This is a genomic window from Achromobacter sp. 46006, assembly GCF_059761975.1.
Genome location: NZ_JCBANN010000001.1, coordinates 251,730 through 270,921, shown reverse-complemented (window position 1 = coordinate 270,921; position 19,192 = coordinate 251,730). Strand labels below are relative to the sequence as shown.

General features: G+C 68.7%; 15 protein-coding genes. 7 read left to right on the top strand and 8 right to left on the bottom strand.

Annotation, left to right across the window (positions count from 1 at the left end; translation table 11 throughout):
• Window positions 1–39: 39 nt before the first annotated feature.
• The 3 genes from greB to AC6LKG_RS01350 form a co-directional block, all read right to left on the bottom strand.
• On the bottom strand, window positions 40–591 hold the full coding sequence (gene greB / locus AC6LKG_RS01360; RefSeq protein ID WP_498162123.1) for a transcription elongation factor GreB: 552 nt from the start codon (window positions 589–591) through the stop codon (window positions 40–42).
• A gap of 89 nt (window positions 592–680) precedes the next feature.
• Window positions 681–1,526, bottom strand: coding sequence for a 3',5'-nucleoside bisphosphate phosphatase (locus AC6LKG_RS01355; protein ID WP_498162121.1), 846 nt, complete (start codon window positions 1,524–1,526; stop codon window positions 681–683).
• A 103-nt stretch (window positions 1,527–1,629) separates the two neighbouring features.
• Window positions 1,630–2,565: an alpha/beta fold hydrolase gene (locus tag AC6LKG_RS01350; RefSeq protein WP_498162119.1), complete on the bottom strand. Its 936-nt coding sequence runs from the start codon at window positions 2,563–2,565 to the stop codon at window positions 1,630–1,632.
• A gap of 298 nt (window positions 2,566–2,863) precedes the next feature.
• On the opposite strand from AC6LKG_RS01350, the gene cfa reads away from it, so the two are divergent.
• Complete coding sequence (gene cfa, locus AC6LKG_RS01345) at window positions 2,864–4,042, top strand: cyclopropane fatty acyl phospholipid synthase (protein ID WP_498162117.1); 1,179 nt, start codon at window positions 2,864–2,866, stop codon at window positions 4,040–4,042.
• Window positions 4,043–4,184: 142 nt separating this feature from the next.
• On the opposite strand, the gene AC6LKG_RS01340 is transcribed toward cfa, so the two are convergent.
• Window positions 4,185–5,828, bottom strand: a complete 1,644-nt coding sequence (locus AC6LKG_RS01340) for a GMC family oxidoreductase (RefSeq protein ID WP_498162116.1) — start codon at window positions 5,826–5,828, stop codon at window positions 4,185–4,187.
• 130 nt (window positions 5,829–5,958) lie between these two features.
• On the opposite strand from AC6LKG_RS01340, the gene AC6LKG_RS01335 reads away from it, so the two are divergent.
• Complete coding sequence (locus AC6LKG_RS01335) at window positions 5,959–6,846, top strand: LysR family transcriptional regulator (RefSeq protein WP_498162114.1); 888 nt, start codon at window positions 5,959–5,961, stop codon at window positions 6,844–6,846.
• A 107-nt stretch (window positions 6,847–6,953) separates the two neighbouring features.
• The gene (locus AC6LKG_RS01330; protein WP_498162113.1) at window positions 6,954–7,883 is read left to right on the top strand and encodes a TonB family protein; all 930 of its coding nucleotides are present in this window, start codon (window positions 6,954–6,956) and stop codon (window positions 7,881–7,883) included.
• A gap of 27 nt (window positions 7,884–7,910) precedes the next feature.
• On the opposite strand, the gene AC6LKG_RS01325 is transcribed toward AC6LKG_RS01330, so the two are convergent.
• A complete protein-coding gene (locus AC6LKG_RS01325; RefSeq protein ID WP_498162112.1) occupies window positions 7,911–8,888 on the bottom strand; it encodes a LysR family transcriptional regulator in 978 nt (325 codons plus the stop codon).
• Window positions 8,889–9,021: 133 nt separating this feature from the next.
• Between AC6LKG_RS01325 and AC6LKG_RS01320 the strand changes: the two genes are divergently transcribed.
• Entirely contained in the window at window positions 9,022–10,347 is a 1,326-nt protein-coding gene (locus AC6LKG_RS01320; protein ID WP_498162111.1) for an MFS transporter, read from the top strand.
• 29 nt (window positions 10,348–10,376) lie between these two features.
• A complete protein-coding gene (locus AC6LKG_RS01315; protein ID WP_498162142.1) occupies window positions 10,377–11,687 on the top strand; it encodes an ArgE/DapE family deacylase in 1,311 nt (436 codons plus the stop codon).
• Between the two features lie 5 nt (window positions 11,688–11,692).
• Here the strand turns inward: AC6LKG_RS01315 and AC6LKG_RS01310 are convergent, their stop codons facing one another.
• From AC6LKG_RS01310 to trpB, 3 genes are all read right to left on the bottom strand, one after another.
• Entirely contained in the window at window positions 11,693–14,104 is a 2,412-nt protein-coding gene (locus AC6LKG_RS01310) for a DNA internalization-related competence protein ComEC/Rec2 (RefSeq protein WP_498162141.1), read from the bottom strand.
• A 196-nt stretch (window positions 14,105–14,300) separates the two neighbouring features.
• Window positions 14,301–15,092 (bottom strand): tryptophan synthase subunit alpha, encoded by a 792-nt coding sequence (gene trpA, locus AC6LKG_RS01305; protein WP_498162109.1) that lies wholly within the window; start codon window positions 15,090–15,092, stop codon window positions 14,301–14,303.
• Window positions 15,089–16,297, bottom strand: coding sequence for a tryptophan synthase subunit beta (trpB, locus tag AC6LKG_RS01300; protein ID WP_498162108.1), 1,209 nt, complete (start codon window positions 16,295–16,297; stop codon window positions 15,089–15,091). The genes trpA and trpB overlap by 4 nt, the downstream gene beginning before the upstream one ends.
• Window positions 16,298–16,402: 105 nt before the next feature.
• On the opposite strand from trpB, the gene AC6LKG_RS01295 reads away from it, so the two are divergent.
• On the top strand, window positions 16,403–17,278 hold the full coding sequence (locus tag AC6LKG_RS01295; protein WP_498162106.1) for a LysR substrate-binding domain-containing protein: 876 nt from the start codon (window positions 16,403–16,405) through the stop codon (window positions 17,276–17,278).
• Window positions 17,279–17,586: 308 nt separating this feature from the next.
• Entirely contained in the window at window positions 17,587–19,110 is a 1,524-nt protein-coding gene (locus AC6LKG_RS01290) for a flagellin N-terminal helical domain-containing protein (protein WP_498162105.1), read from the top strand.
• Window positions 19,111–19,192: the final 82 nt, after the last annotated feature.

Below are 19,192 nucleotides of genomic sequence, written 5' to 3'. Positions count from 1 at the left end.
CCACAAGCCGGCGCCCGTCGCCTTTTTGGGCTGGCTGATCTACTCCGGGTAGCGCACTTCCAGGATATCCAGCTCCTCGATCCCGCCCGGGGTGCGCAACACCACCGTATCCCCTTCCCTGGCCTTGATCAGCGCCCGCGCCACCGGCGAGATCCAGCTGATCTTGCCGGCCAGCGGCTCGGCTTCGTCCACGCCGACGATGGTGACGGTGTGCTCATCGCCGGCCTTGTCCGAATACAGCACCGTGGCGCCGAAGAAGACCTGGTCGCGGTTGGGTTGGGTGGCGGGGTCGACCACCTCGGCGATGTCCAGCCGCTTGGTCAGGAAACGCATGCGGCGGTCGATTTCGCGCAGGCGCTTCTTGCCGTAGAGATAGTCGCCGTTCTCGGAACGGTCACCATTGGACGCAGCCCACGACACCACTTGCACCACCGACGGCCGCTCCACGTTCATCAGGTGCGTCAGCTCGCCGCGCAGGCGCTCGTAGCCTTCCGGCGTCATGTAGTTCCTGGTGCCTGCCGGCAGGGCCTGGGCCTGCGGCAGGTCGTCGTCGTCCTCGTTGTCGGATTCTTTGACAAATGCTTTGTTCATGGCGGCGGCGCGGTTGGCCCGCGATCAATCATTTCAAAGGATGGCACGGACACGCCATGCCGATGGCCGGGCGGCACCCGCCGCCCGCGCTAGAACCAGTCGTGCCAGACCGGTTTCAGGTCCGGCGGCAGCGGCGGCAACCGGCCCAGGTCCATGCGGCTTTCCTTGGGGCTGTGGAAGTCGGAGCCGCGTGAGGCCAGGAAGCCGTAGCGGCGCGCCACCTCGGCATACTGGCGCGCCTCTTCCACGGTGTGGCTGCCGGTGGTGACCTCGATGCCCACGCCTCCAAGTTGCAGGAATTCGTCGAACAGCGCGGCGAACTGCAGCGGCGTGTACTTGTAGCGCCCGGGATGCGCGATGACGGCGATGCCGCCGGCGCCGCGGATCCAGCCCACCGCCTCGGCCAGCGTGGCCCATTGCATGGGCACGTGGCCGGGCCGGTCGTCGCCCAGGTGCTTGTTGAAAACGGTCTGTACGTCGGGACAGTAGCCGGCCTCCACCAGGTAGCGGGCGAAGTGCGTGCGGCTGATCAGCTCGGGGTTGCCGGCGAACGGCAGCGCGCCCTCGTAAGCGCCCGGCATGCCCATCTCGGCCAGGCGCTCGCCGATGCGGCGGGCGCGCTCGGCGCGGCCCGAGCGCGTCTTGCGCAGGCCTTCGACCAGCGCGGTGTTGGACGGATCGAAACGCAGGCCAACGATGTGCACCGTCAGGCCGGCCCAGGTCACCGAGATCTCGACCCCGGTGGCAAAGCGCATGCCGAGTTCGCCGGCCATGGCCGCGGCCTCGGCCAGGCCGCCGACTTCATCGTGGTCCGTCAGGGCCCAGACATCGACGCCGTTGGCGTGCGCGCGCTGCGCCACGTCGCGCGGCGCCAGGGCGCCATCGGACACGGTGGAATGGCAATGCAAATCGATGTTGAGGACGGGTGTAGTCATGGAGCCTATTGTAGAGAAGCCCCGTTGCCCTGGGTAGCGGCGCCGGCCAGCGGCGTCCCCAATATGGCCGGCGGACGCCCGGCGCCGCCTTCCCGCGCCGCGCTCAGGCCAGCAGGAAATCCGCCACCGCTGCCACCTGGTCGTCCGCCATCAGGGTAGGCGCATGCCCAACGCCACGCACCTCATGGACCTGCGCGCGCGGATTGCGCTGACGCATTTCCTCGACGGTGGCGCGGGTCAACAAGTCCGAATATTCGCCGCGCACGATCAGGATCGGGCAGTCGACCGCGTCATACGAACGCCACAGGATCTGCTCGCCAGCGGCCAGCTCCTCGCTCGTCTGTGCGGCCATCGGCTGCGCCAGCGCCAGATCATAGTGCTTGACCCACTGCCCGCCCTGTTCCGGATAGACAAAGCGCGCCAGTTGATCCCATTGGGCGTCGCTGTGCGGCCCGAAGGTCTCGGAATTGGCGCGCATGGCCGCCACCGCCTCGGCAAACGAGGCGAACACCCCAGGCTCGCCGACATACTGGCCGATGCGCGCCAGCGCGCCGGTTTCCAGGCGCGGCCCGACGTCATTGAGCACCAGCTTCGACAGCCGGATGCCATCCTGCGGGGGCAGCATGCCGGCGTGCGGGCGCAACGGCAGCATGGCGCGCGCCAGCGCGGCGGCGCCGGCCAGCCCCAGGCCGATCAGCCCGCCCATGGAGGTCCCCACCCACGCCAGCGAGGCCGGCCGCAGCCGCGCGATCAGCGTCACCATGTCGGACACATACTGCGGCACGGTATAGAAGGCCGGATTGGCCAGCCAATCGGACCGACCGCGGCCGACCACGTCCGGACAGACCACGCGGTAGCGGCCGGCCAGGCGCCGCGCCAGGGTGTCGAAATCGCGGCCGCTGCGGGTCAGACCGTGGACGCAGACCAGCACCTGGTCGTTGGCCACATCGCCCCATTCCCAGTACGCCATGCGGTGCAGGCCCGCCGGGCTGGCACAGGTGACGAATTCCAAACGGGGTTCCAGGCTCGCATCCAGCATCGTCGTGCTCCATAAGACCGGGGCGCATCGCCAGGGCGGCGGCGCGCATGGGCGGTATCTTATCGGAAGCGCAAGGCAGTCAACGGCCGGGGGGCCTTGCGCAGCAGCATATCTTGGTTAAGATTGGCGGGTCCCCGGTTCGGCGACCGCGGCGCCAAGGCGCTACACCCCGCCGAAATTGCGATTGCCTATCAAGCCGATTCAATCATTAAATTGGATTCCATCCGCCGGTCCGGGCGAGAGTTATGCGCTTCCAGCATTGCCAGATCAGTCAGTCCAGAATTGATATGGAGCCGCTATGCACCAAAGCAGTCCGACTACTCAGCTAAGTCCCTCCCACCCGGAGGCCGCCCCGCCCCCCGAACCGCCGAAGGTCCTGCAGGATCTGCTGGGCCGGGCGGACGTGCAGATCAACGGTTCCCGCCCCTGGGACATCCAGGTCCATGACAAGCACATGTACGAGCGCGTCTTCGCCAGTTGGTCGCTGGGCCTGGGCGAGTCCTATATGGATGGCGAATGGGATTGCGAGCAGTTGGACGAACTGTTCACCCGCCTGCTGCGCGCCGACATGGGATCGGCGGCCCTGGGCCTGGCGCGCGTCAAGCTGATCGCCGAACACCTGCGCCACAAGTTGTTCAATCTGCAGTCCAAGAGCCGCGCCTTCGAGGTCGGCGAACAGCACTACGACGCCGGCAACGACGTGTTCGAAGCCATGCTCGACAGCCGCATGATCTATTCCTGCGCCTTCTGGGAACAGTCCGACACGCTGGAAGCCGCGCAGGAAGCCAAGCTCGACATGATCTGCCGCAAGCTGCAGCTCAAGCCCGGCGAGACGCTGCTGGACATCGGCTGCGGCTGGGGCGGGCTGGCCAAGTTCGCGGCCGAGCGCTACGGCGTCACGGTCACCGGCGTCACCGTCTCCAGGGAACAGCTCGCCCTGGCCCAGGAACGCGTGCGCGGGCTGCCGGTGCAACTGCTGCTGCAGGACTACCGCGACCTGCAGGGCAGCTTCGACAAGGTGGTGTCGGTCGGCATGTTCGAGCACGTCGGCCCCAAGAACTACGACACCTACTTCACCAATGTGCAACGGCTGATGGCGCCCGACGGCATCTTCCTGCTGCACACCATCGGCATCGCCTCGACCAGCCAGAGCACCGACCCCTGGATCGACCGCTACGTCTTCCCCAATGGCAAGCTGCCATCGGCGCGCGAGATCAGCACCGCGGTCGAAGGCCGCTTCATCATCGAGGACTGGCACAACTTCGGCGCCGACTACGACCGCACCCTGATGGCCTGGTGGGACAACTTCCAGCGCGCCTGGCCGCAGTTGCAGGCACGCTATGGCACGCGCTTCTACCGCATGTGGCAGTACTACCTGATGTGCTGCGCCGGCTTCTTCCGCTCGCGCGAAGGCCAACTGTGGCAGGTGATCCTGACGCATCCGCAGCGCCAGGAAATGTACCGCTCGCTGCGCTGAGGCGGACTCGCAGGGCGCCTGCCGGGGGCCGCCCCTGCCGGCGGGCGCCGCCCGGACGCCAGGCGCGGGATTCCGGGCCTGGCCGCGCCCCAGCCAGCCAACGCGCCGCGCCCGGATCGCCACGGACGCGCCCCGCTCGCCGTCACGCCACCAGCTCGGCCGCCTGCGCCTGGACGCCGACGCGCACCGCGTCCTCCAGAATCATCTGCGCCGCCCGCTCCGCGATCATGATGGTCGGCGAATTGGTGTTGCCCGACGTGATCGTCGGCATGATCGAGGCGTCGGCCACGCGCAGGCCTTGCAGCCCATGCACGCGCAGGCGCGCATCCACCACCGCGCCGTCATCGGCGCGGCGGCCCATGGCGCAGGTGCCAACCGGATGGAAGATGGTGGTGCCGATCTTGCCCGCGGCCTCGCGCAGCTCGGCCTCGCTCTGGTAGGCCGGGCCCGGCAGCCACTCCTCGGGCTGGTAACGCTGCAAGGCCGGCGCCGCGCTGATACGCCGCACCAGGCGGATGGCATCGGCCGCCACCTTCAGGTCCTGCTCTTCCTTCAGGTAGTTCGGCGTGATCGCCGGCGGCAGCGAACCGTCCGCGCCTTGCGCATGCACGCTGCCGCGCGACGCCGGCCGCAGGTTGCAGACGCTGGCCGTGAAGGCATCGAAACCGTGCAGCGGCTCGCCGAAAGCCCCCAGCGACAAAGGCTGCACATGGAATTCCAGGTTGGCGCGCGCCTGGCCCGGGTCGGACTTGGCGAAGGCCCCCAACTGCGAGGGCGCCATGCTCATCGGCCCGCTGCGGTTCAGCAGGTATTCCAGCCCGATGCCGGCCTTGCCCCACCAGGTCGAGGCAATCCGGTTCAGCGTCTTCACGCCGCGCACCTTCAGGATGACGCGCAGTTGCAGGTGGTCCTGCAGGTTCTCGCCCACGCCGGGCAAGGCGTGATGCAGCGCAATGCCGCTTTCGCGCAGCCGCGCCGGCTCGCCTATCCCCGACAGTTCCAGCAGTTGCGGCGTATTGACGGCGCCCGCCGCCAGCACCACCTCGCGCGCCGCGCGGACGCTGACCGACTGCCCATCGCGGCGCACCTGCACGCCGACGCAGCGCGTGCCCTCGAACAGCAGGCGTTCGGCGTGCGCGCCCGTCATCACCCGCAGATTGGGCCGCTCGCGCACCGGCCGCAGGAACGCCTTGGCGGTATTCCAGCGCCAGCCACGGCGCTGGTTCACATCGAAATAGCCGACCCCGAAGTTGTCGCCCCGGTTGAAGTCCTGCACCCGGGGAATGCCTTCCTGCCCGGCCGCGTCGGCAAAGGCGTCGAGGATGTCCCAGCGCAGCCGCTGCGCCTCGACCCGCCATTCGCCACCGGCGCCGTGGAATTCGTCGCCACCGCGATAATGGTCTTCGCTGCGCTTGAACACCGGCAGCACCTCGTCCCAGCGCCATGACGGATCGCCGGCGACCTCGGCCCAGTCGTCGTAATCCTGGCGCTGCCCGCGCATATAGATCATGCCGTTGATCGACGAGCAGCCGCCCAGCACCCGGCCGCGCGGATAGATCAGCGACCGCCCGCCCAGCCCGGGCTCGGCCCCGGTGCGGTACATCCAGTCGGTGCGCGGGTTGCCGATGCAATACAGGTAGCCGACCGGAATGTGGATCCAGTGGTAGTTGTCGCGCCCGCCCGCCTCCAGCAGCAGCACGCGCGCCGCCGGGTCGCGGCTCAGGCGGTTGGCCAGCACGCAGCCGGCCGACCCCGCGCCCACGATGATGTAGTCGTATGTCTCCATTGCGCTTCTTCTTTTGAGTCTCAAGGGCTGTGCCACTGTCGCGCAGCCGGCCGCCCCTGTCCAATGAATTGTTGAAAAGCGCTTTATAAGACTCTTTAATAATGGGTATCGCCCTGACGGGACCGGAGCCATGGACCTCAAGCACATCCGCACCTTCGCCGCCGTGGCGCGCGTCGGCAACCTGACGCGCGCGGCCGAACACCTGCACCTGACGCAGCCCGCGCTCAGCCTGCAGCTCAAGAGCTTCCAGGAGGCCCTGGACCTGCCGCTGTTCACCCGCACCGCCCAGGGCCTGGCGCCCAATGCCGACGGCCGCGCCCTGCTGCCCTCGGCCCAGCGCGTGCTGGACGCGCTGGAGGACTTCGAGCGCGCCATCGGCGCGCTGCGCACCACGGTGCAGGGCGAACTGCGCCTGGGCACCATCCTGGATCCGGAATTCCTGCGGCTGGGGGCCACGCTGCAATACCTGGTGCAGCACTATCCCAAGATCCGTCCCACCCTGCGCCACGGCATGTCGGGCTCGGTGGGCCGCCAGGTGCGCGCGGGCGAACTGGACGTCGGCTTCTTCCTCGGCCCGCGCGATACCGCCCGCGGCCAGCCGGCGCTGCACACCCTGCCGCTGGCCGACTTCTCCTACTACGTGGTGGCGCCCAAGGGCTGGGGGCCGCAGTTGGCCGGCCGTGGCTGGCAGGAAATCGCCGCCCTGCCCTGGATCGGGACGCCGCCCGACTCGGTCCACCACCGCCTGCTCGCCGCGAAATTCGCCGAGCTGGATGTCGCGCCCAACACCGTCGCCGAAGTGGACCAGGAAGCCTCGATGCTGGACCTGGTGCGTTCCGGCGTCGGCCTGACATTGGCGCGCGACTCGATCGCGCTGCGCGAATCGCAGGCCCACGGCCTGGCGCTGGCGCCGGGCCTGTCGATCGAGGCGGAGCTGGCCTTCATCACGCTGGCGGCGCGGCGCGAGGAACCGCTCGTTATGGCGGCATTCGACGCGGTGCGGGCCGCGTTTGCGTAAGCTGGGCGCAGGCGCGGCCCGCCGACACGCCACACGCGCCACTCGGGTATGCTCGCCTTCACGTCCTTGCGGCCGCGCTGGCGGCCAGCCCTTTCGGAGACCTGCGTATGCGTTGGCGCGCGCTTGCCTTTGCCTGTAGCCTGGCCCTCACTCTGGCTTGCGCCGCGCCGCCCGTGGGCGCGGCCGCGCCAGCCAACCAGGCCGACTGGAACAAGGCCGTGCAGCGGCGCATGATCAGCAGCCTGCAATTCCCGCCCGAGGCCCGGCGCCTGCATGGCCCGATCAGCCTGTCGCTGCAGATCACCGTGCTGCGCGATGGCACCATTGCCGACGTCACCGTCGGCCACTCCTCCGGCGATGACGCGGTCGATCGCGCCGCCGCCCGGATGGTCAGGCGCGCCGGACCGCTACCCGCCTTTCCCGCCGACATGACCGGCGAAAAGACCGCGCTGAGCCTGCCGCTGCGATTCCAGCAGGAAGAAGACGAACCGGCGGACGGACGCACCGATGACCGGGGCCCGCCCGGCGACATCGTGCCGCGCCGCTACGCCGACGCCGCCACCGGCCTGGCCGTCACCGTGCCGTCGCCCTTACGGGTCGGCCCGGTGCCGGCACGCGGCCGCTTCGATGCCCTGATCGAGATCTCCAGCCCCGACGGCTTCCCGCCGCGGGCGCGGGACGCCAAATACCTGTGCCGCGTCGGCTTCCTGGCCGCGCCCCCCTTGGCCCCGGGCGCCAAGGCGCCCGCCGCGCCAACCTGGCAGGCACAGGTCAAGGCCGCCGAGCGTCGGCAGCGCCAGCGCCGCGCGAGCATCGAGCTGTACGACCACTACCTGCTGGCCGGCAGCCAGGGCATCGACTACGTGGTCGCGCCCGGCGCCGGCCCCGGCCACGCTGATACGCTGGAGTACTACGCCGAGCTGCCGCTGCCGCAAGGCCGCGTCCGCATGGCCTGCGCCACCCAGCGCGACGCCATGCCGGCCGCCATGACGAGATTCCGGCAGGTGCGCGACAGCATCCGGATCGCACCACACTGAGACGCCCGCCCCGGCCGGCCGCGCGCGTCAAGGTGGCGGCAGACTGTCGGACGCCAGCCGCTCGGCCATGGTGAACCCATCGATGTAGTCGCGAAAGTGCGTCAGGAAGGCGGTTTCGGCGGGGCTGCGTGGCGCATCGCGATGCCACAGCAGGTGCAGGTCGACCGAGCACACGCCTTCGCCGGGCGGCAGCCGCCACAGCCGGCCCTCGGCCAGATCGCGCCGCACGCTGTGCTCGGGCAGGCAACCGATGCCGAAACCCGCGACGAGCAGGCGCTTGACTTCGTCATGCTGCGTCGACGTCGCCACCACCCGCCCTGAAAAGCCGCGCTGATCGCGAAAGATCGTCAACGGCGACAGGCTGTCGCCCAGCGCATCGCTGGCAAAGGACACGAAGTTCTCGCCCATCAGATCTTCGATGCGCAGGTCCTGCCGTCCGAACAGCGCATGGTTGCGGCCGCAGAACAGCGCATAGCGCTGCTGCAGGAATACCTTGTTGTCCAGGCGCTTGGGCATCTGCCGGCACAACGCAATGCCCGCCGTGGCCGCCCGCTGCTGCATCAGCGTGACGATCTCGCTGCTGGGCAGCACGTCCATCTGCACCTCGATGCGTGGATAGGCCTGGTGGAACCGCGCCCAGAAGTTGTCATAGACCTGCGAATGAATGCGGCTGGCCACCAGCAGGTGGATACGGCCAGTCGCCTCGACCTCCGTCTGCGACACATCGGTCAGCAACTGCGCCACGTTGCCGTAGATGGCCTCGGCCGCGCGGCACACTTCCTCGCCGGCGTTGGTGACGGTGAAGGCCTGGTTGTGCCGTTCCACCAGGCGCCGGTCCAATTGTTCCTCCAGCCGCTTGAGCGCCTGGCTGACGGCCGACTGCGTCAGGTGCAGCTTGGCGGCCGCGCCGCTGATGCTGCGCTCCTGCACGATCACCAGGAAGGTGCGCAACAGATTCCAGTCCAGGCGGTCGCCGCCGCGTAGGTCGGGGTGGGTGTTCTTCATCGGAGCCCTGCGCTGAGATTGCCAGAACATCAATTTTACTTAAGTGAAAAATTAAAAATCATAAATTGACGTTATATCGAGGCGGGAGCGATAAACACGCCTTCGAACAATGAAAACACCCCAAGAGGAAAACATGACCGCTTCCGCCCCTGCGTCGGCGGCGCGCCAGCCCGTGCGCGCCGCGACCGCCGCCTTCGTCGGCACCACCATCGAGTGGTATGACTTCTACATCTACGCCACCGCCGCCGCGCTGGTGTTCGGCAAGGTGTTCTTCCCCACCGCCGACCCGTTCGTCAGCACCATGGCGTCTTTCGGCACCTTCGCGGCCGGCTTCCTGGCGCGTCCGCTCGGCGGCGTCGTTTTCGGCCACCTGGGCGACCGGGTCGGCCGCAAGAAGGCGCTGATGGCCACCCTGGTCATCATGGGGCTGGCCACGGTCGGCATCGGCCTGCTGCCCAGCTACGCCAGCGCCGGCTTGTGGGCGCCCGCCCTGTTGCTGTTGCTGCGCCTGGCGCAAGGCCTGGCGGTTGGCGGCGAATGGGGCGGCGCGGTGCTGATGGCGGGCGAACACGCCTCGCAACGCCGCCGCACCTTCGCGGCCTCGTTCGCGCAACTGGGCAGCCCGGCCGGCCTGATCCTGTCACTGCTGGCCTTCCGCCTGCTGACCGCGCTGGACGAGGCCGACTTCGTCAACTGGGGCTGGCGCGTGCCATTCCTGATCAGCGCGCTCCTGCTGCTGGTCGGCTACTTCATCCGCATCGGCGTCAACGAATCTCCCGACTTCGCCCAAGTGCTGGAACGCCAGGAACGCGCCGAGATTCCGGCCAAGGAAGTGCTGCGCACGGCCTGGCGCACCGTGCTGCTGTGCATGGGCGTGTGCACGGTGGCGATCGGCGGCATCTACTTCACCAACACCTTCATGCTGTCGTACACCACCCAGACGATGGGCCTGGACCGCAAGCTGATCCTGGACTGCCTGTTCGTGGTCGCCATCATCCAGTTCTTCGTGCAACCGCTGGCGGCCTGGCTGGCCGACATCCTGGGTCCGACCCGCGTGCTCATCACCGCGGCGGTCTGCTCGGTGCTGGCGCCCTACCCCATGTTCATGCTGGTCACGCAAGGCACGGCCTACAGCATCGTTGCCGGCATCGCCATCGTGCTGGTCTTCATGGCCGCGATCTACTCGGCCATGGCCGGCTACATCAGCGCGGCGTTCCCGGTGCACGTGCGCTATTCCGGCATTTCGCTGTCGTATCAACTGTGCGGCGCGGTCGCCGGCGGCATGACGCCGCTGGTCGGCACCTGGCTCACCTATCACTATCCCGGCCAATGGCTGCCGCTGGCGATCTTCTATTCGACGCTCTCGGCCATCACGCTGGTCTCCATCTGGGCGCTGGCGGGCCACAAGCGCCGCCTGGCACTGGACACGTCACGCGCCGCGCACGCGCCGGCCGCTTGATTCCGCATTCGACCACTCAAGGAAACATGATGACGCAAGACACCTCCACCCCGCCGGCGCTTTCCGAGGAGCAGACCCACCGCATCCTGCAGGCGGTCGACGCGCAATTCGATGCGCAGCTCGCCTTCACCCAGGAACTGGTGCGGTTTCCATCGCTGCGCGAACAGGAACACACCGCGCAGGACTTTCTGTTCGAGGCGATGCGCGGGCGCGGCTTCGCCATGGACCGCTGGAAAATCGACGTCCGCGACATCGAATCGCATCCCGGCTTCGGTCCGGTGACCGTGTCGTACGAAAACGCCTTCAACGTCGTGGGCACCTATCGGCCCGAGCGGCAGACCGGCCGCTCGCTCATCCTGAACGGACACATCGACGTGGTGCCGACCGGACCGGTCGACATGTGGAGCCGCTCGCCCTGGGACCCGGCCATCATCGACGGCTGGATGTACGGCCGCGGCGCGGCCGACATGAAGGCCGGGCTGGTCGCCAACCTGTATGCCTACGATGCCGTGCGCGCGGCCGGCTACGCGCCCGGCGCCCCCATCTATTTCCAGTCGGTGGTCGAAGAGGAATGCACCGGCAACGGCGCCCTGGCGGCGCTGCTGCGCGGCTACCGCGCCGATGCCGTGATCATTCCGGAACCCGAAGAGAACATGCTGGTGCGCGCCAACGTGGGCGTGCTGTGGTTCAAGGTCCGCGTGCAGGGCCACCCCACCCACACCCGCGAAATGGCCAACGGCTTCAATGCCATCGATGCCGCCTACGCCGCCATCGAAGCGCTGCGCGGCATCGAGGCCAAGTGGAACGCCGAACATCACTGTCACCGCCATTTCGAGCACCTGGATCATCCGATCAACTTCAATATCGGCAAGATCGAGGGCGGCGACTGGCCGTCGACGGTGCCGCCCTGGTGCGAGTTCGATGTGCGCGCAGCGATCTATCCCGGCACCACCGCAGACGAGGCCCGCGCCCAGATCGACGCCTGCCTGCGCGACGCGGTCGCGGATCCGCGCCTGGGCGGCACGCCGCCGCAAGTCACCTACACCGGCTTCTACGCCGAAGGCTACGTGCTGGAAGAAGGCAGCGCCGCCGAGAACACCTTGCGCGCCTGCCACCAACAGGCTTTCAAGAGCGACCTGCAGAGCTTCACCACGCCCGGCTATCTGGATGCCCGCGTGTTCGTGATCTACGGCGACATGCCAACGCTGGTGTACGGCCCGAAGTCGCTCGATATCCATGGATTCGACGAACGCGTGCACCTGGAATCGCTGCGCTTGATCACCAAGACCATCGCGCTCTTCATCGCGCAATGGTGCGGCGTGAGCGAAACAACGGCCTGAGGGCTTCAGCGCCCGTGCCAATAGCGCCGCTGGCGTTCACGTTGCGCCCACACCCGCAGCCCGTCCGCGCGCGACTCGGCCAGCACCGCGCCGTCGCGATCGCTGCGCCAGAACCGAGCGCCGGCGCGCAGCCAGCGCCGCTGCACCGCCGGCGCCGGATGGCCGAACCGGTTCAGGTAGCCGCATTGCGCGATCGCATGGCCGGCCCGTGAGGCCATCACCAGCTCGCGCCCGGAGGACCCGCCCGATCCATGATGCGGCGCCAGCACGATGTCGGTCGGGGGCAGGCCCAGCGCGGCCAGCTCGCGCTCCTGCGCCACGCCGATGTCACCGGTCAGCAGCAGCGAATGGCCGGCTCCTTCGACCCGCAATACGCAACTGCGGGCATTGCGGTCGCCGCCGGGATCGGCGACGGCAGCCGCCGGATGCAGGAACGTGAAGGTGACGCCGTCGACGCGCCAGCCATCACCGCGTTCGCAGCGCAGCATCCGAGCCGGCGGCACATCGCGCACGCCGGTCGGCCACAAGCGCGCATCGCGTCGCAGCCATGCCGCCAGGTCGAACGAGGCGTAGCTGCGAGCCACCGGCACCGCCGCCAGCACCGAACGGGTGCCGCCCACGTGATCGAGGTCGGCGTGCGACAGCACCAGCACATCGAGCCGCCTGACGCCACGCGCCTGCAACTGCGGCCCGATCACCCGTTCACCGGCGTCGCCACCACCAAAATGACGCGGCCCGGCGTCAAACAATAGCGCTTGGCTGGCAGTTTCCACCAGAATCGCGCTGCCCTGCCCGATATCCATCGCGCTCATGCGCCAATAGCCCGGTTCGGGCCGCCCGGGCCGCCAGCACAGGAGGGGCAACATGCACAGCCAGCCCAGCCGCCGCAGCGGCCAGCCCCGCGCCTGCAAGGCCCACGCCATGCCCGCCAGCGCCCACAGCAGCCATGGCCACGGCGCCGCCGCCACCGTGAAACTGGCCCAGTCCGCGTTGGCCACGCGCGCCACCAGCGCCATGACCGCATCGAACACCGTCGCCCCCGACTGCCCCACGAACGCGGCTGCCGGCAGCATCCCCGGCATCACCGACGACAACGCGCACAGCAGCGCGAGCGGCGTGACCAGGAAGGTCACCGCGGGAATCGCCACGGCGTTGGCCAGCGGCGAACCCAGCGACACCTGATGCACCAGGAACGCCAGCAGCGGCGTCAGCCCCAGCGTCACGGTCAGTTGCAGGCGCGCGGCCTGCGCCAACCTCGCAGCCCAGCGCTGGCGCCAGCCGGCGTGTGCGTCGCGCGGCGCCTGCGCCACGCGCAGCAGGATGGCCACGGCACCGAACGACAGCCAGAACCCCGCCGCCAGCGGCGCCCAGGGATCCAGCAGCACCACCGCCGCCGCAGCGAACGCCAGCACCCGCCCCGCCGATACCCGCAAGCGCGACCCCAGGGCCGCCAGCACCAGCAGCAACATGAAGAAGGTGCGCCGCGACGGCACGCCCCATCCCGCCAGCAGGCAATACGCCAACCCTACCACGGCCGCTGCGGCGCCGCCCGCGATGCGGGCCGGAACGAACTCGGCCAGGCCCGTGCCGCGCCAGCGCACGCGCCGCCACAATGCCGCCAGCAGCCACGCCGCCAGGCCGGCGATTGACGTCACGTGCATGCCGCTGATCGACACCAGATGGGTGATGCCGGCGCGATTGAAAACGACCCAATCTTCGCGCGCCACGCCCGCCTGGTCGCCGATCGCCAGGGCGACCAGCACCGGCGCGTAACGGTGGCCATCCAGCGCGCGCCGCATACCCTCGCGCACCCGGTGGCGTGCCCGTTCGATGGCAATGCCGGCCGAGGCCCACGGCCGGTCGTCCAGCAGGCGGGGCTGCCCGCGCACCGTGCCGGTGGCCCGCAGGCCGCGCGCGAACAGGCGCGCTTCGCCATCCGGGGCGTCCGGGTTGAGCGGCGCGTGCGGCCGGCGCAGCACCAGCGCCATGCGCCATATCTGCCCGGGAATCACCTGTGGCGGCCCGGACGGCGTCGGCGCGCCTTGCTGTCGGCCCCGCCGCCCGCCTGCCACCGCGCCTTGCGGCGCCAGCCACGACACCAGGATGCGCCTGGGAATACCCGGTTGCGCCGGCCCGACTTGCTCAGCGGTGAAGCGCACCCCGCTCGCATCGTCGTCGGGCAGTTCGGCGATGCGCAGCACCAGCCGCGCCACCGCGTCCTGATGGGCATCGGCCAGCGCGTCATCCAGCCGCCGCTGTGCCTGCCATGCGGCATCGACCGCGCCGAGCAGCAGGCCGAGGATCAGCGGCGCCGCGACCCCGGCGATGCGCCCCGGCCAACGACGCGTGGCCAACGGCACCAGCGCGCAAGCCAGGCCCGCCGCCATGTAGAACCCCGCGCCCGGCAAGTCCGCCAACCCCTGCACCGCCCCCGCGCCCGCCACCACGGCCAGGCAGAATATGCGCCCTTTGATGTCCGCCTCCTGCAATACGGACCAGCATAGGGCCGCGGCGCGTGGCGCGGCTCATTCAGTGAACGCGCTTGTCCACCTCGGCCAGCCGCAAGCGCGGCCGGCGTCACACCCCGCCAACAAGACCGGCATCCGAGAGGCGTCAACGCGCCTGCCGCACCCCGCTGGCCAGCAACCGCACTTCGGCCAGCGCCGCGCCAGTTCCGCCCGCCGCCAGGGTCTCGACCAGACGCGTGCCCACGGCCACCAGATCCGCATGGCGGCCCACCGCCCGCGCCTGCTCCGCGGTGCGCACGCCGAAGCCGGCCGCGATGGGCAATGGCGTGCAGGCCCTGACGCGCGCCAGCGCTTGCGCGATCGCGGCATCGGCGGGCAGCGCGGCGCCCGTCGTCCCCGCCAGCATGACGTGGTACACGAAGCCGCTGGCGCCGGCCAGCACCTGCTCCAGGCGTTCGTCCGGCGTGGTCGGCGCGGTCATCCTGATGATGGCGATGCCGTGCCGCCGCGCCAGCCGTTCGATGCCGGCGGCGTGCTCGGGCGACAGATCCACCACGATCAGTCCATCGACGCCGGCCCAGGCCGCGTCGGCCATGAAGCTGGCCGCTTCGTAGCGCATCAATGGGTTCAGATAGCCCATCAGCACGACCGGTGTCCGCTCGTCTTCCTCGCGGAAGGCGGCGACCAGATCGAGCGTACGCCGCAGCGTCTGCCCCGCCTTCAGCGCGCGCGCGTTAGCGCGTTGCAGCACCGGGCCGTCGGCGATCGGGTCGCTGAATGGCATGCCCAGTTCGATCACGTCCGCGCCCGCCGCCGGCAATCCCCGCAGCAGGGCCAGGCAATCGTCGTAGCTGGGATCGCCGGCCGTGAAATAGGCCGCCAGACCCGCCCGGTCAGCGGCGCGCAGGTCGGCCAGGGTTCGTTCAAGCCGGTTCATCGCGCTTCCCCCGTGAATTGCAGCACCGAATCCATGTCCTTGTCGCCGCGTCCGCTCAGACACACCACCAGCGCCTGATCGCGTGCCATGCGCGGCGCGAGCTTGCGGGCATAGGCCAGCGCATGCGCGCTTTCCAGCGCGGGGATAATGCCCTGCCGCCGCGTCAGCCAGACGAATGCGTCGACCGCCTCGGCATCGGTGACGGACTCGTAGACCACGCGCCCGGTGTCGTGCAACAGCGCGTGCTCAGGCCCGACGCCCGGGTAGTCCAGGCCCGCCGAGATCGAGTGCGCGTTGCGGATCTGGCCATCCGCATCCTGCAGGAAATAGCTGCGGCAGCCATGCAGGACGCCAGGCGCGCCCTCGCCGATGCTGGCCGCATGCTCGGCGGTGTCGGTGCCGCGGCCGCCGGCCTCGACACCGAACAGCCGCACACCGGCGTCGTTCAGGAAGGGATGGAAAAAACCGATGGCGTTGGACCCCCCGCCCACGCAGGCCACCATCGCGTCCGGCAACCGCCCCGTTTTCTCGATGATCTGCGTCCGGGTTTCCTCGCCGATCACCTTCTGCAGTTCACGCACCAGCCAGGGATAGGGATGCGGACCGGCGCCGGTCCCCAGCAGGTAATAGGTGTCGTCGGGATGCGCGATCCAGTCACGGATGGCGGCGTTCATCGCGTCCTTCAAGGTGGCGCTGCCGTCCCGCACCGGACGCACCTCGGCGCCCAGCATCTTCATGCGCGCCACGTTGGAGGATTGCCGCGCCACGTCGACGGCGCCCATGTAGACCACGCATTCCAGGCCGTACAAGGCGCACACCGTGGCCGTGGCCACCCCGTGCTGCCCCGCGCCGGTCTCGGCGACGATGCGGCGCCTGCCCATGCGCCGGGCCAGCAGCGCCTGGCCCAGGCAATTGTTGATCTTGTGGGCGCCGGTATGGTTCAGGTCCTCGCGCTTGAGGAACAGGCGGGCGCCGCCCAGCTCGTCGCTGATCGCCCCCGCGTACAGCAGCGGGCTGGGACGACCCACATAGTCGGCCAGCATGGCGCGGTATTCGGCCCAGAAGCCGGCGTCTTCCCGCGCGGCGCGAAAGGTGCGCTCCAGCGCGTCCAGCGCCGGGGCCAGCGTCTCGGGCATGTAGCGGCCGCCGTAGCCGCCGAACTGGCCCGCCGCGTCGGGAAATTCTGGATGTGAGGTAAAAGACATGGCTTCAGCCCTTGGGGAACATGGGCACCATGGTATCCAGGGAAATTCGCGGAATAAATCATAGATTTCTTGCGCACGGCTATCAGATTTTCTAATATCCATAGCATGCGTAACCTGCCCCCGATGAACTCGCTGCGCTTTTTCGACAGCGCCGCCCGGCACCTGAACCTATCGCTGGCCGCGCAGGAATTGGGCGTGTCGCACAGCGCGGTCAGCCAGCAGATCCGGCAGCTTGAGACCTGGCTGGGCTGCAAGCTGTTCGAGCGCCATTCGGAAGGCGTGCGCCTCACCGCCGCCGGACAGGATCTGCAACGCGCGTGCCAACCGGCATTCGACATGCTCGAACAGCGGCTGGCCGAACTGCAGGGCCGCGCGGCATCGCCCCATGTGGTGGTGGGCGCGCCCGCCAGCCTGCTGTCGAACTGGATCATCCCCAGGCTGGAACATTTCGAGCGCGATCACCCCGCCATCCAGGTGCGGTTGCAGACTGCCACCGACATTGCCCTGCTGGAGCGTGGCGTCGTCGACGTGCTGATCGTCGCCGACACGCACCAGTCACCCACCATCGAGGCGCTGCCACTGTTCCAGGAAGCCATCGGGCCTGTCTGCACGCCCGAACTGGCCCACCGCATCCGCGAACCCGCCGATGTGCTGGGCGCGCCGCTGCTGCACACGGCCTCGCGCCCCGCCGCCTGGGATCACTGGGCGCACGCTTGCGGTGCGACGCTGGACCCGCGGCAGCCCGGACGCCGGTTCGATCAATTGGGCCACATGCTCGAAGCCGCGGCAGCGGGCCTGGGCATCGGCATTGCCCCCCGGGAACTCGTACAGGCCGACATGCGCGCGGGCCGGCTGTCCGCGCCGCTCGGATTCCGGGAAACAGGTGGCCGGTTCAGCCTGTACGCCCGCGCCGATGCCGGGCCGGTCGTGGATAACGTCAAGCGCTGGCTGGCCAGCGAAGCACAGTCCGACCCATCCTGAGGCGACCTCGGATCGATCCGGGATTTGTCCTCGCGGCAAGACGCGGGACGGATCATCGGCTTAGCATTTTCAGGATGATCCATTCCGGATCCGATAACCGAACCCGTGTAGTCCCCGCGCGGACCGGGGCGTTGCGCAGGGGCTGCTTGCCAGTGTCGACCCCACACTGGTCACCGCATCGAGCCGCCCCGCTCAACGCCATCCACGCCGGTTCGAATCGACCCTTGCCATCCCGTCCGCAGCAAGCAGCACATCACGCCGATTGCGATCGCGGCAGGGCCCTGCCGCAATATTGCATTGGAGAAAACATGCCCTCGATCAGAAGCCAGTCCCTGTCGCTGCGGGCTCGCACCAACCTGGGCAAATCGGAGGCCGCGCAAGGCGTGGCCATCGAGCGACTGTCTTCCGGCCAGCGCATCAATCACGCAGCGGACGACGCCGCCGGCGAAGCCATCGCCAAGCACTTCACCGCGCAGATCCGCGGCCAGCACCAGGCGGCGCGCAACGCCAACGACGGCATCTCGCTGGCGCAGACCATCGAAGGCGCGCTGGGCGAAATGGACCGCAGCCTGCAACGCATCCGCGAACTGTCGGTGCAGGCGCAGAATTCCACCAACTCGCTCAGCGACCTGGAATCCATCCAGGCCGAGATCGACCGGCAACTGGGCGAAATCGAGCGCATCTCTCACCAAACCCGCTTCAACAACCTGGACGTGCTGGCGCAGGACGCCGCCATCTCGATCCAGGTCGGCGCGCACGACGGCGAGACCATCGACCTCAATACAAAGCTCGTCAATACCAAGACCCTGAATCTGGATCGGATCGACGTGGTGCATGACCCGCGACTGGGTGGCGCCACCGACCAAACCATGCTGGACACCCACGCGCCAACCGGCCCCGCTCCGGTCGTTCCCGGTCCGGCGACGCCCCCGCCCGCCACCATCCCGGCAACGCTGGCCATCAGGGACGGAGGCAGAACCTTCACCATGTTCCAGGCATTCCTCATCCAATATGACTTCAACGGAACCACCAACTACGTGGTCCGAATGATCGGTGCACTGGCGAACCCCTTGGGAGACTCCTACCGGGTCACGCTGCCCGTCCCAGTTGGCGGCGCTCTCGATATCGACATCACCGGCTTGACGCCCTTCAACGTGGCGTCGGTCGGCACGGCTGAACAGGCGCAGATAGCCGGCAGCACCGCCTACCTCATCGGCCAGCAAGTCCCGGTGCCGGTGACGCCGCCTCCCGCCACGGCCCCTGCGCCACCCGCCTCTCCCACGCCCCCCGCCGCGGCCGATGCCGTCAGCAAGGGCACGCCGATCAAGCTGTTCGATTTCCTCCAGCGCCTCGCGCCCGTGCCCATCGCCGACGACGGCCGCCCCCTGTTCGACCAGAACAGCAAGGTTCATTACCTCACCGACGCCAGCGGCAACGCCAATGGCGACTATGTCATCAGCGGCAGCGACGGCAATTTCTACGACATCAGCATTTCGGCCGCCGGGCAGGTCGAATTCAAGCCGAAGGACGCGCCGCCCACGGTCAACATGAAGGTCATGCCCATGAAGCGGGTGAGCAACGCGCTGGACCAGGTGGACGGCCTGCGCGGCGAACTGGGCGCGATGCAGAACCGCCTGGGTTCGGTCATCACCAACCTGAACCACACCGCCAGCATTCTCAGCCACGCCCGCAGCCGCATCGAGGACGCGGACTACGCCATCGAAACCTCCAACCTGACCCGGCAACAAATCCTGCAGCAGGCCAGCAAGGTGGCGCTGACGCAGGCCAACCAGCTGGCGCAGAACGTGTTGGCGTTGCTGCAGGAGGATTGAGGCGTCGTAGGGGCAGGCCCGAACGCGCGGCGAAGAAAAAAAGGGGCTTCGAACAATCGGGCTTCGGCCGCGACAGTGGCGA